This is a genomic window from Algimonas porphyrae (genome assembly GCF_041429795.1).
GTDB classification, from domain to species: Bacteria; Pseudomonadota; Alphaproteobacteria; order Caulobacterales; family Maricaulaceae; genus Litorimonas; species Litorimonas porphyrae.
Genome location: NZ_CP163424.1, coordinates 2942588 through 2955368 on the forward strand (window position 1 = coordinate 2942588; position 12781 = coordinate 2955368).

The window sequence follows — 12781 nt, forward strand, 5'->3', positions numbered from 1 at the left end:
CTGAATCGGACCTGCGTGACAAGACACAGGCCTGTGACGCCGGACGTCGCATTCCCGTCACATGGCAAATGTCACACGGCGGATGTCAGCGCGACTCATGCTTTATTCAGGCTGCGCTTGGTAGGGGCAGGCCGATAGTCTGAAATGAGATGACCGTGATTCGCGCCTTTTTCATATCGCTTGCCGTCATCACTCTGATGACCACGACCAGCGCCTCGCAAATCCCTCGCCTGCAAACGGGCGGAACAGGCGATCAGGTGGTCGCTGCAGACGGTCTGAGTGCGACCCTGTTCGCGCAGCGCGCCGGGCAGATCGCCGACATGGTTCGCGGAGATGACGGCACGCTTTATCTGGCGGACCGGAGCGGCGGGCGGATCCTGCGTGTCATCGACCGCGACATGAATGGCCGCGCGGACCTGATGCAGCCCTTGCCGCATCGTTTTGACGGCCCCGGCGGACTGGCCATAATCGACGAGACGCTGTTCGTGTCCGATCGCGGCGGTGTCTGGCGTATCGATCCGGATGGCGGCACGCCTGTCCTGCTTGCTCCCTTCGCGAATGCCGACATATCGGAGGATCCGGTGCCGCTCGTCGCACTGACCTCCGGCATGATCCGCATGGGTCTGAACCGCCGGGACGGAACGGCCAGCCTGATCGATGTCGATGCGTTGACAGGGCGGGCCGACGCCGTGGAGAGCGCGCCAGGCCGGATCCTGTCCTTTTCGCGTCAGGCACACCCGAGCGATGAAGCGGAGAGGGACGCGCTTGGCCATGACCGGCTGAGCTGGGTCATCCTGCAGCGGGACGGTCGAACCTTTGCGGGCAGTCGCCTGCGCAGTGCGACTCCCGTCGCTTCGTCCGCGACCCATCTCTGGCTCGATCCGGCAACGGGACAGGCGCTGATGGGCTTAACTGACCGCGTCAGCGAAGCGCGGGCGTCCTTTGAAGGGCTGAGCGAACCGGGACGGGATATTCTGAGCGGACTGAATGGCGGCGTCGGCACGATGGTGACGGATGTGCGCGGTCTGTTCATAGCCGAACCAAGGCGGGGGCGGGTCTGGCGGGTCGAAGCCGCAAAACCCGAAACCATCAAGTCTGAAATCCTGAAGCCTGAATCAGAAACGGATGAGGTCCAAGGCGCGGATGGTCTGCCGCCGCCTGGAGCTGAAAAGGCCGGTCCGGAATCGTCCCAGCCCGCACTGCTGCGCGGCTCCGGCATTGGTCAGGCGTCGCAAATGGGTTCGGCCTCGACGATGGGCCCGGCATCTAAGCTGCCACCTGCAGCACCACCAAGCCAGACGCCCACTCAGATACCCACTCAACAGTCGGAAGACGACCCGGACTGATAGGCGAAGCCGAGCCGATCGGCGAGCTTCTGCAGGCGAAACTGAACCTGCTCGGTCAGCAGTTCCGGAACGTCGCTTTCCAGATGGAGGCAGCCATCCGCATGCGACAAATGCAAAGCACCGACCAGATCCGGCGTTCGTCCCGTCGCGACAATGGCCAGACGGATTGCCGAGCCGAGCGCACAGGCCGCCTTGATCTGCGCGTCATCCAGCAGGCGATCGACAGCCTCCATATTGGGCGGTTTGCGATTGCGTGAGACTGAGCGGAACAGGGTCAGCGCCAGCCATACACGCTGCGGGTGGGACAGACCCGAAATGGGCGCATAAAGCACATCTTCGAAGACCAGTTCGGCGCGATAATCGGGGTGCAGATTCTTACCAAGGCCAGCAAGCAGGCAGGCTGCCTGACGCAGCCGTCTGTCTATTCCGGCATCAAAGGCCACGGGTAAAGCATCGGCGATGGATTCGACGAAATGCATCAGGGGCGGGCCGAACAGTTCCGACTGCAGCGAGCCCGACGCAAAATCGCGGCACCCATCCAGCAGGGCATCGCGCGCTTGCACAGATTGGGGCAGATGATCGAAGACAAGCCCTTCGCGCAATCCGGTTAGCGACACTTCGATCCGGCGCGGTTTCAGCACCCGGATCAGCCGTTCCAGCAACAGGCCGGAATAGGGCAGAGTTTCGGACCGGCGGGCACGCAGACCCGGCCAGTCGAACAGGGCGTCGCGTCCTTCATTATAGGCCCAGCGCGCCAGCAGCGCCGCATCGAGCGTATCCAGCGCATAGTTCTGCATCGTCTTGAGCGGATAGAGTGAGCGCGTCATGTGAATGGCCGCCAGGTTTCGCCAGGCTCCGCCAATCAGATAGAGCGTGTCGGTTCGGGACAGAATGGGAGGCAATTCTGCCAGCGCGGCATCGATATGCGGGATCAGCGACGCGTAATCGGCATCCCGCAGATTGGGGCCAACCATGTCAAACGGGCCCAGCGGAAGGGAGCGTCGCTGACCCGGCGCCCGGTCCTGCAGGCGGATCAATTCCAGCGACGCCCCGCCAAGATCGGCCGCGAGCCCCGTTGCACCGGGGTCGCCGGCCAGAAGGCCAAGCGCGGACAGGCGCGCTTCCTCCTCTCCGGAGACGGGAACCACCTCAAGACCCGTTTGCACGCGTATATCCTCGATGAAATCCTGCGCGTCGCTGGCTTCGCGCATGGCCGCCGTCGCGGCGACGAGAATTCGGCTCAACCCGCGCGCTTCGGCGATCGCCTGAAAGCGCGACAGGCTGGCCAGAGCGAGCCGTTTGCCGTCATCCGACAGACGCCCCGTCGCCTTGAGATCGCGCCCGAGCCCCGCCAGGACCTTTTCATTATAAACTGGCGTAAAATGCGAGCCGTAAATGTCGAAAACCACGAACCGGATCGAGTTCGATCCGATGTCGAGCACTCCGGCTTTCTCGGGGCCGGTCGCGGGAACGTTGAATGGATCCGTCAGCTGATCATCCTCAGTCACCGGCAGATGGATCGACGGATTTGACCGGGACACGGGGCGGATCCGGCAAGTCCTTTGGACGGGATGTTTTCAGCGCATGTCCGCGCCCGGACAGGGACGGATTGTCCATGAAATACTTATGGGCCGAAAACGGCTCTTCATCTTCGCTGGCCTTGCGGCGCGCATATTTCCCGTTGGGCTGCAGATCCCAGCTATTTTCATTATCCATCAGATTGGCGACCATGATCTGATCCAGCACCTGATCATGGACGGTCGCGCTTTCGATCGGGACCAGCGTTTCGATCCGGCGGTCGAGATTGCGGGGCATCCAGTCCGCCGAACTCATGAAGAGCTTGGCGTTTTGCGACGGCAATGCGTGACCATTGCCAAACGCCACGACCCGTGAATGTTCCAGAAACCGTCCGACAATGGATTTGACCCGGATCGTTTCCGACAGGCCCTTTACGCCTGGACGCAGACAGCAAATGCCGCGCACGACCAGTTCGATCGGCACGCCCGCCTGACTGGCTTCATAAAGCTTGTCGATCACGCCTTTATCGACCAACGCGTTGAGCTTCGCCCAGATCCCTGAAGGTCGCCCCGCCTTTGCATTGTCGATTTCCGCATCGATCTGCTCAAAGAGCCGGTCGCGAAGACCGTGCGGGGCAAGTGACAGTTTGGCGAGATCGCGCGGACGCGAGGAACTGGTTACGAAATTGAACAGTTTGCCGACATCAGCACCGATCACCGGGTCTGCCGTGAAGAGCGCCAGGTCGGTATAGATCTTGGCATTCAGCGCGTGATAATTGCCCGTACCCAAATGGGTGTAGGTCTGCAGCCGTTCCCCTTCGCGCCGGATAACGAGCGAGACCTTCGCGTGGGTCTTGAAGCCCAACAATCCATAGACGACCTGCACCCCTGCCCGTTCCAGATCCCGCGCAAATCGCAGATTAGACGCTTCATCAAACCGGGCCTGCAACTCGACCAGCGCAGTCACGCTCTTGCCGGATTCGGCTGCATCGATCAGGGCGCGAACGATCGGGCTGTCGTCAGAAGTGCGGTAGAGCGTCTGCTTGATGACAACGACATCCGGATCGCGCGCCGCCTGGCGCAGGAACTGGATAACGACATCGAATTCTTCATACGGGTGATGCACCAGTATGTCCTTGGCAGCGATGGCTGCGAAGTGATCCCCGTCATAGTCGCGAATCCGTTCAGGAAACCGTGCCTGAAAAGGCGGGAACAGCAGATCGTTGCGGCCATTGTCGATCAGGCCTTTCAGATCGACCATGCCGAGGAATTTCGCTTCTTGAATGTCTTCGTCCCAACATTCGAAATTCTCGACCAGGAAATCACGCAGTTCGGTCTCGATCCCTTCGTTCAATTCCAGTCGGATCACTCGACCTCGACGGCGTTCTTTGAGTAGAAACTCGAAATGCCGGACCAGATCTTCCGCTTCTTCGTCGATTGCAATGTCGCTGTCGCGCGTGATCCGGAACAGGCCGTGATTGCGCATGTCGAAGTCCGGAAACAGGCTTGGCAGAAAATAGGCGATGACATCCTCGATCTGCAGATATTCGCGCTTCTTGGTACCGGCCGATAGCTGCAGAAAGCGTGGCAGGTGCGACGGGATCGGCACCAAGGCAAAGGCCTGCTCGTCCGCTTCCGTTTTGTGGGCGAGCGAAGCGACCAATCCCAGCGACAGGTTTGACAAAAACGGAAAAGGGTGCGCGGGATCGACTGATAAGGGCGACAGCAGTGGCAGGATCTGCGCGTCGAAACGCGTTTGCAATTCAGACAGGGCCTGATCATCCAGATCGGACACAGTAAGAACGGAAATCTTCCGCGTTGCCAGTTCCGACCGGATAGACACCCAGCACTTTTCCTGTGCCGTGATCAGATCATCGACGCGTTTGGCGATCTTGTCGAGCTGGCGCTCCGGAGTCAGCCCGTCAAAGCTGGGCGCATTCATGCCCGCCAGCATCTGGGTCCGAAGACCCGCCACACGAACCATGTAGAATTCATCCAGATTGGACGCCGAGATGGACAGAAAGCGCAACCGTTCGAGCAGCGGCACACGTTTGTTGCGGGCCTCTTCCATGACACGGTGATTGAATTGCAGCCAGGAGAGTTCCCGGTTGAAATAGCGTTGATGGCTGGCGGTCGGCATGCGCTGCCTATGCCCGCCAGACCCGCCGACGTCCAGACAGGTGAGCGCCGAATGCGGCGACGTTTTTATGACTAGGCGGCGGCGCTGGCCGTATCGTCGGACAGGATCGCGAACAGGGCTTCGGGTCCGGGCGCTGCGCGCAGGCGTTGACGTAATTCCTGACGGCGTAGCAAGCGCGACACACGGGCCAGTGCGCGCAAATGCGCCCCGCCGCAATCAGCCGGAGCCAGCAGAAAACAGACCAGATCGACCGGACGACCGTCGACGGCATCAAACTCAATCGGTTCCGCCAGACGGGCGAACGCGGCCACAACCTGGTCCAGGCCTTCGATCCGCGCATGCGGCAAGGCAACGCCATTACCGACTCCGGTGGAACCCAGACGTTCGCGCTCAATTGCAGCAGCCACGATATCGCGACAGGCAACGCCTGCACTGGACAGGTCACGCGCATCGATCAGACGCCGCGCAATGTCGCGAAACATCTGTTTCGGACTGGTCGCGACGAGATCGCAAATCATCGTGTCGGCGCTGAACAGGGCGCGGTCGGTCATAACATCACTCTAGGGTCGGATCCGTAAGATCGGCCTGGAGGCCGTCGAGGGTTGCAGGCCCGGATCACAGGGCCTTGGCGTTTCGATCCGGGGCTACCGTCTCGCAACGCCGCGCCACATAGACGCTCCAATCGCTGTTCACAAGGGCGAGTGGCATGGCGACCGCCCGTGCGAAACAGTGCTGTGAACAAGCTCAATCGTCGTTTTTCGGATCAATCCAGCCAATATGGCCGTCGGCGCGCTTGTAGACGACGTTGAGCCCGCCATGGCGCGAATTGTTGAACAGAACGAAACCCGAATCGGCGAGGCCGACTTCGAGCGCGGCCATTCCCGGTGTCAGGGTTCGAATGCTGCTGGTGCGCTCCGCAATGACCATGGGCTCATCCTGCACCGGCGCGTCATCCGCATCATCTGGGGTGACCGGATTGCTCAGTACGAACATGGCCGCTTCCTTGGCCTTGGCTTTCTGACTGTGATCCTTGAGCCGCCGTTTATAGCGGCGCAGCCGTTTTTCGACATGCTCCAGAGCTTCATCCGAGGCGGGATAGGCTTCCTGCGCGCGCCCTTCGCCTTCAAACGTCGCGCCGCTCGGCAGATGGACAGAGACCGTTGTCTTGAAACCCGAACCGTCGCGGGCGACGGCAACCTGCGCGTCCCCGTCACGGTGGATATACTTGTCGATCATCTCTTCGAGCCGGTCCGATATGCGCTCTTCCAGCGCTTTTGAAACATCAATGCCTTTGGAAACGATCTGGATTTGCATAACAGCCTTTCTTGGTCTTCGGGATCACAGACGTAGCACGCCGAGCATCCCCTGTGGAAGGGCTTTGAAATGTGACAGCCAACATAAGTTAACAAAAATGCCACTTTCCGCGCCGTCATGCGTAAGGAGATCATGACCGATTTACGCTCTCCCAACCCCGCCAAATCCACTGCGCGCGACTATCTGCGCCAGAGTCTCAATCTCGTCCTGGCGCCCGCCATGTGGATCCTCTCCTCCATCGGCTTCATCAGCGACAGCGCGCGTACAGCGAGCGAGTTTTCCGACATGAGCGACAATCTGCTGGTGCCGCTCGGTCCGGCCTTCTCGATCTGGTTTCCGATTTTTGTCGGCTGCATCGGGTACGGCATCATTCAGGCGCTGCCGAAACACCGCACACGCGCGCTGTTTCGTGCCGTAGGCTGGTGGACGGCGGCGGGCTTTGCGTGCGTCTGTGGCTGGGCCCTGATCACGGCCTATGCGCCGGACGCTGCCGTCCAGTGGGGCACGGCGCTGATCTTTATTCCCGCCGTGGCCGCCCTCAACATCGCGACCATCAAGTTCACCCGCCGCGCCGATACGCTCAGCGGCCTGGAGCGATTATTCACATGGGTGCCGATCAGCCTCATTGCAGGCTGGTGCAGCCTGGCGATCTTCCTGAACTGGACGCCGATCACCTATGATCTGTTTGCCGGCGGCGAAGCGAGCCTGACGTCGAGCCTGCTGATCCTCGCCGCCGCACTCGGTCTTATCGTCTGGGTCTGCCGGGCAGCACAGTGCAACAAGATCTATGTCGTTCCCGCGATCTGGGGGCTCGGCTGGCTGGCTGCGCGGCATTTGATTGCCGAAACGGACACTCCGATCATAGGTATCGTTGCGCTGATCGGAATTCTCTTGCTGATGGCCTCCGCCCTTTGGAAACCGCATGGCGCGAAGCCGGTTTATGAATCCCGATCAACCTGACGCCCAGTCGGCCTAACGCCTGACTCGGTCTGGTCCGTAACGATTGGGTCCGCGCGTTCCGGGAAAGGCGAACCAGACCAGTTCCATCAGCCAGATGAACTGCAGAAACGGCCCGGTAAAAAGAAAGACAAGGTGGATCGCGCCGGGCAGACCCATGTCCTGGTACCGTCGCCAGGACAGGGAAATGTTCGGGACAAAGGTCAGCAAGGAAAAGACGGCCAGAAAGACCAGAAAGAACTTGGCCGGTGAGCTTAGCGGCGCGATCTCAAGCCCGGAAAAATCCGTCGGCTGCGAGCTCGCCCAGGCAAGAAGCGCATTGACATTGTCCGCCCCCATCGTGCTGATGATCAGCAGCATAAGGATGAGCTGAACACAGAAACTCAGCAGGAACGGCCACCAATAATGCGACCGTGTCGAGCGCCCCTTGAAAATAAAGGCACGCCGGATCCATTCGTGCAGGGCGATGTTGGCCGGGATCATGATGCGAAGCTTGTGGTCATCAGGCGTCGCCCCCGAACCGCGCAGCCCAGTCAGCAATATCGTCATCTTCGATCTTGGCGAACAACATGTCCGGAGCAGAGACGGCATGACCGACCGGCAGGCCGTTCGCCCATCCGTCGAAGTTCCAGCTGCGGCGATCGCCTGGAACACCCATGGCATCCAGTATGCTGCTCGCCGTCCGCGGGATGACAGGCTGCGCGATAATGCCGAACAGAGCTGCGAGATTGAGGCCCATGCGCACACCCACGGCGGCCTGATCGACATCCGTCTTGTAATGAGTCCACGGTGCGGCACGCGTCAGATATTCATTGCCGAGAGCCCAGATCGCCCGCATTTCCCCCAGCGCCTTGCGAAAATCACGGGCTTCGAAATGATCGATCATTTGCGGCAGTTTCAGACCGATTTCGTCCATGATCCAGTCTTCATGTCCCCCTGAAACACCACCCGTCGGGACTTGGCCGTCAAATTTCGAAGCCGCATATTTAGTGATCCGGTTGACGAAATTACCGAGCACATTCGCCAGATCACTATTCACACTTGCCTGAAACTCTTCCCAGGTAAACGCCGCATCCGAGCTTTCCGGCGCGTTTGCCATCAAGTGCCAGCGCCACGTATCAGACGGCGCCAGATCGATGGCCTGATCCATGAAGACGCCGCGCTTGTTAGATGTCGAAAACTTGCCGCCATACCAAGTCACCCAGTTAAAGGCTTTCAGCGTATCGACCAGTTTCCACGGCTCTCCCGACCCCATCAGCGTCGTCGGGAAGGACAGCGTATGAAAGGCGACATTGTCCTTGCCCATGAACTGAACATATTCGACATCGTCAGCGCCCGCGTCGGTCCGCCACCAGCGTTCCCAGTCGCCGCCATTGCCCGCTGCCCAGTCCTGCGTCGCGCCGATATAGGCGATGGGCGCATCGAACCAGACATAATAGACCTTACCGTCAAACCCGTCCCGCGGATTGCCGTCCGCATCCACGACCGGAATCCCCCAATCCAGATCCCGCGTGATCGAGCGGTCCCGCAAGCCTTCATCCAGCCATTTCAGCGCGATCGAGCTGGCCAGTGCGGGCCAGCTATTCTGCCCCTCGACCCAGTCGCGCAAACGGTCGCTCATCGCCGACTGTTTGAGATAGAGATGTTCAGTTTCGCGGATTTCCACGTCCTTGGACCCGGACACCGCACTATAAGGATCGATCAGGTCGACCGGATCCAGCAACTTGCCGCAATTATCACACTGATCGCCACGCGCGGCCTCGAAACCGCAATTCGGGCAGATGCCTTCTACATAGCGGTCGGGAAGATAGCGCCCATCGGCGTTGGAATAGACCTGCTTGGATATGCGCGCCTCGATCAGGCCGTTCTTCTCCAGTACGCTGGAGAAATGCTGCGTCAACCTGGCCGTCGCCTCTCCCGATGATCGACCAAACCAGTCATAGGACAGATCGAACGCCTCCCCGGCGGCCTTTTGCGCTGCATACATGGCATCGCAATAGGCTTCGACGCTGAGCCCGGCATCAGCCGCCGCCAGCTCGGCAGGCGTGCCGTGTTCGTCCGTCGCACAGATATAGAGCACCTCATGACCGAGCAGGCGCATCACCCGCGCGTAGAGGTCGGCCGGCAGCATCGACCCGGCTAGATTGCCGAGATGCTTCACCCCGTTGATATAGGGCAGCGCAGAGGTGATTAGGATGCGCTTGCTGGATGCTGTGTTTGGCGAGGTCATATCGCCGTGCCTCTAGGGCAGAGGGCCTGCCGTCTGCAAGAGAGGGACACGGCTGAAGGCCTGGTTTTCCGACATCAACAGAAACGCTTCAGCGGGTGGGGTCTGATTGACCGCCAGAAGCGCAAGGCTGATCAGCACTGCATTATAGACCATGTGAAAGAAAATGGCCTGCATCAGCCCGAAACGCATGCGCACATAACCCAGAACCGCCCCGGCAATAATCTGCGGCACGATTGCCAGGAACAGGATGGGATTGGCCAGAGCCCCGGCCATGCCACCTTCATAATTGCTCAGATGAATGACGCCGAATGTCAGGATGGTACCCCAGAACGCCACGGGAAACAGGCGGTGCCGGGCGACGGCCTGTTCCGCAGCACTCAACCGTCCGTAGCGCTGCACCAGCAGAAAGATCAGAAGCCCCAGTCCCATGGCCACGGGCAGGAACAGGGCGGCGCCTGTCCCCAGCCCCCACATCGCCAACAGGACAAGCACGCAGATCATGGCCGGAAAACCCAGGACACTCGACCGCGGAAAGCCAAGCCAGCTCCGGAAGATCAGCTCCTCCATCAGTGGAGCGATCAGCACGCCAAGAATGATCAGCCGCCGGGCGTCGGTTTCAGCCAGCGTTCCGTTCACATTCTCAGGAATTTCGCCCATGATGATCGTTATGACGCCACCGACAAGGCCGCTGACGACAATCCCCAGACAGATCGTAATGAACAGCAAAACCAGGAGGTGGCCGGCAGATGCCCCATCCATGACCGTTCGGCGACTGATATAGTGCGGGAACAGCACATAGCGGACGGTATCAGCGATCGGGATCATCCCCTCGCGGTATAGCGACCGGCCAGCCCCGACAAGCGTGCCTTTCGACAGATTGTCGCAGCTGTGATAATGACGTCCCATCGGTAACAACAATGGGGAGTAAAATGCCGAAGATTTTCAATACATCCTGGCTGGCCGTCATATTGGCGACCGTGGCCTTTTTCCTGTTTGGCTGGCTCTGGTATGGCCCGATATTCGGTCCGGCTTGGATGGCCGCCGAAGGCATGACCGAAGCCTCGATGCAGGCCATGCTTGATGAGATGGGGATGGCCGTGTGGCTAGTCTTTGCCTTGCTGATCACATTGGGTCAGGCCATCGGCGTGCTGATGGTCCTGCATCTGGCTGGTGCCAAACGCCTGCCCGCCAGCCTGAAATATGCCTTCTGGCTGGTCGTGACGATTGTCGCGCCCATCATCGCCTATGCCTGCGTCTATACGGGCTATGGTCTGACGGGCTATCTGATCGATCTTGGCCACCTGCTGATCGGTTATCTGATCATGGCCGCGATCTATAGCGCCTTCCGGGGCCGCGACCGCGTCGACGCCTAAGGCGTGAAAAAACGCTGACGCCAGGCCTTGCCTGAACTGAGGACGCGCTCTAAAGGGCGCGTCCTACTGGTTCGCCCCTATAGCTCAGCTGGTAGAGCACCTGATTTGTAATCAGGGGGTCCGCGGTTCGAGTCCGTGTGGGGGCACCATTTTCCTGAATAATTTCAACAGCATGTTGACTCATCGCCATCGTTGCATCGCGCAAGTAACGCTCTCGACCCAACAGATGAGGGAGTGGCTTAGCGATGAGGCATCACTCACAGTCGGCTTTTTGTCCGACGCCTGAGTGTTAATCCCTGTTCATAGGTCAGTCCGCACGCAGTGTCGGTTCCGGGTTCAGTCGTCTAGCACGCCGATCGTAGAGAAGTCGCAGGTGACGGCCATGTCGGCATAGGCTTTGGCGAAACCGCTCACATCATACTCGATCAGACCGAGGCTATCATGAGTGATGGATAGTCGGTCCGCTTTGGCGAGCGCAGCAAGAACGGGCTGTGTATCCTCGAAAGCAAGATAGAAGGCATCCTGTCCCTCCACATAGTCATGCGTCATGAGCGTCGTCAGCTTCTCGCCCGGAGCAAAGCTCCATGTCGCTGTCTCGGCCTCTTCACTGACCGCCATCGGCCCTGGAGCCCCGAGGCCCTTGACCAGGCGCACGGTCGGATAATTGACGGGCGGCGCTGCATCCAATGTGTAGAAACTCACTTCAATTCCGAAAGCTTTCGGATTGGATTCTTGCAGCGTACAGCTCGCAGCATCGAGATCCTGCTCAGAATCCGGCTTTTCCTTCGATAATGTCCAGATCGGTTCAACGACCGTGATCAGAACGTCCGGTTCCGCAGCATCCTGACAAGGGTGAAAGCGCATGTCCTGATAGGTCAGCCAGACATCGTCGCCATTCCGAAAGACCAGAACATCCTCCAGACCGCTCTGCTCCTCCATTGGCATGATCCCCATCACAAAGTCCCGAGGCGGTGCTTCGACACTGCCGAAATAACTATAGGCGGTCAGAGCCGGCGCGCGCGCCTCTGACGTCTCGATCACGAGGTCTGGCTGCGGATCGCGATCAACGGATCCATCCACGGCGCGCAGGGCAAGTCGGTCGGTACTGTTCGGCACGCAATAGGCCCCGATAAGATCGGCAGCAGCCATCCCGTCATCCTCTGACGGCGCCGCACACGCGCTGAGCAGAACTGACATCGCCGCGCAGATCAGAGATGGTTTTTTTGGCGTAGTCATACTCTCTAAAACCCCACAGTCCCGTAGGACGGATCACATTCACCCTTCATCCAATGACACGATTCGAAGGGCCGGCCAAAGCCGATAGGGACGACAAGATAGAGATCGCCATTAACTGCGTGGTGGCTGTCTGGATCCGTCAGAGATCCCTGATATGCGTGTTGTCGGGCCTTAATAAGGCCCCTGCCTAGACGGCCCTGAAACGTGCCTTGTCGAAGACGCGCAGGACCTGAGCCAGGTCGTGACCGCGTTTGAGGATGAGGCCGCCCGGGGCGACGACGCTGAATTGTCCCTGGCGATTGCGCAAGGCTGGAATTTTCTCGATCCGGTAGAGCGCATGTTCGGACGCTTGGCGAAAGACCGAAAAGACGCATTTGTCGGCCCCGAAACCGATTGCATAATCCTTCCAGTCGCCCTTGGCGACCATCTGCCCATAAACATTGAGAATGAGGGAAAGCTCACGCCGGTCGAAGCTCACCTGGCTGGGTTGCTTATAGCCGTTTCCGATCCGCACGATGCGTGTCATGCCCCTGTCATAGCAAGACCGTCAGCCGTGTCGAGCTATGAGGCACGCCGGTCGAAATGAGGGCGGTCCGATTGCGGCGCAAACAAGGCAGGCTTCGCCCCATTGTCGCCGCCAGTCGGTCACGGTGTCGGCAAGGTTGCGC

12 protein-coding genes and 1 tRNA gene are annotated in these 12781 nt (G+C 59.7%); 4 read left to right on the forward strand and 9 right to left on the reverse strand.

Features of this window, described 5'->3' with window-relative positions; translation table 11 throughout:
• Positions 1 to 149 precede the first annotated feature (149 nt).
• Positions 150 to 1346, forward strand: a complete 1197-nt coding sequence (locus AB6B39_RS14295) for a hypothetical protein (protein WP_371398640.1) — start codon at positions 150 to 152, stop codon at positions 1344 to 1346.
• Here the strand turns inward: AB6B39_RS14295 and AB6B39_RS14300 are convergent.
• The 4 genes from AB6B39_RS14300 to hpf all read right to left on the reverse strand — a co-directional run bounded on the left by AB6B39_RS14300 (position 1319) and on the right by hpf (position 6317).
• Positions 1319 to 2887 (reverse strand): Ppx/GppA phosphatase family protein, encoded by a 1569-nt coding sequence (locus tag AB6B39_RS14300; protein ID WP_284372603.1) that lies wholly within the window; start codon positions 2885 to 2887, stop codon positions 1319 to 1321. The two genes, AB6B39_RS14295 and AB6B39_RS14300, sit on opposite strands and share 28 nt — an antisense overlap.
• Positions 2847 to 5003 (reverse strand): RNA degradosome polyphosphate kinase, encoded by a 2157-nt coding sequence (locus tag AB6B39_RS14305; RefSeq protein WP_284372602.1) that lies wholly within the window; start codon positions 5001 to 5003, stop codon positions 2847 to 2849. Before AB6B39_RS14305 ends, AB6B39_RS14300 begins: the two co-directional genes overlap by 41 nt.
• A gap of 71 nt (positions 5004 to 5074) precedes the next feature.
• Positions 5075 to 5554 carry a PTS sugar transporter subunit IIA gene (locus tag AB6B39_RS14310; protein WP_284372601.1) on the reverse strand — a complete coding sequence of 160 codons (480 nt, stop codon included), beginning with the start codon at positions 5552 to 5554 and terminating at the stop codon, positions 5075 to 5077.
• Between the two features lie 193 nt (positions 5555 to 5747).
• Positions 5748 to 6317, reverse strand: a complete 570-nt coding sequence (hpf, locus tag AB6B39_RS14315) for a ribosome hibernation-promoting factor, HPF/YfiA family (protein ID WP_284372600.1) — start codon at positions 6315 to 6317, stop codon at positions 5748 to 5750.
• 132 nt (positions 6318 to 6449) lie between these two features.
• Here hpf and AB6B39_RS14320 point away from each other — a divergent pair, with 132 nt between their 5' ends.
• On the forward strand, positions 6450 to 7277 hold the full coding sequence (locus AB6B39_RS14320) for a hypothetical protein (protein WP_284372599.1): 828 nt from the start codon (positions 6450 to 6452) through the stop codon (positions 7275 to 7277).
• Between the two features lie 12 nt (positions 7278 to 7289).
• Here the strand turns inward: AB6B39_RS14320 and AB6B39_RS14325 are convergent, their stop codons facing one another.
• Genes AB6B39_RS14325 through AB6B39_RS14335 form a run of 3 tightly spaced genes read right to left on the reverse strand, consistent with a single transcriptional unit; the run spans position 7290 to position 10410 of the window.
• Positions 7290 to 7823, reverse strand: coding sequence for a DUF805 domain-containing protein (locus tag AB6B39_RS14325; RefSeq protein WP_284372598.1), 534 nt, complete (start codon positions 7821 to 7823; stop codon positions 7290 to 7292).
• Positions 7777 to 9504 (reverse strand): methionine--tRNA ligase, encoded by a 1728-nt coding sequence (gene metG, locus AB6B39_RS14330; protein WP_284372597.1) that lies wholly within the window; start codon positions 9502 to 9504, stop codon positions 7777 to 7779. The genes AB6B39_RS14325 and metG overlap by 47 nt, the downstream gene beginning before the upstream one ends.
• A 12-nt stretch (positions 9505 to 9516) precedes the next feature.
• On the reverse strand, positions 9517 to 10410 hold the full coding sequence (locus AB6B39_RS14335) for a type II CAAX prenyl endopeptidase Rce1 family protein (RefSeq protein ID WP_284372596.1): 894 nt from the start codon (positions 10408 to 10410) through the stop codon (positions 9517 to 9519).
• Positions 10411 to 10433: 23 nt separating this feature from the next.
• Here AB6B39_RS14335 and AB6B39_RS14340 point away from each other — a divergent pair, with 23 nt between their 5' ends.
• Complete coding sequence (locus tag AB6B39_RS14340; protein WP_284372595.1) at positions 10434 to 10877, forward strand: DUF1761 domain-containing protein; 444 nt, start codon at positions 10434 to 10436, stop codon at positions 10875 to 10877.
• Positions 10878 to 10950: 73 nt separating this feature from the next.
• A tRNA-Thr gene (locus AB6B39_RS14345) sits at positions 10951 to 11026 on the forward strand.
• 187 nt (positions 11027 to 11213) lie between these two features.
• On the opposite strand, the gene AB6B39_RS14350 is transcribed toward AB6B39_RS14345, so the two are convergent.
• Both AB6B39_RS14350 and AB6B39_RS14355 read right to left on the reverse strand, forming a co-directional pair.
• Positions 11214 to 12026 carry a hypothetical protein gene (locus AB6B39_RS14350; protein ID WP_284372594.1) on the reverse strand — a complete coding sequence of 271 codons (813 nt, stop codon included), beginning with the start codon at positions 12024 to 12026 and terminating at the stop codon, positions 11214 to 11216.
• Between the two features lie 274 nt (positions 12027 to 12300).
• Complete coding sequence (locus tag AB6B39_RS14355; protein WP_284372593.1) at positions 12301 to 12639, reverse strand: DUF2794 domain-containing protein; 339 nt, start codon at positions 12637 to 12639, stop codon at positions 12301 to 12303.
• Positions 12640 to 12781 lie beyond the last annotated feature (142 nt).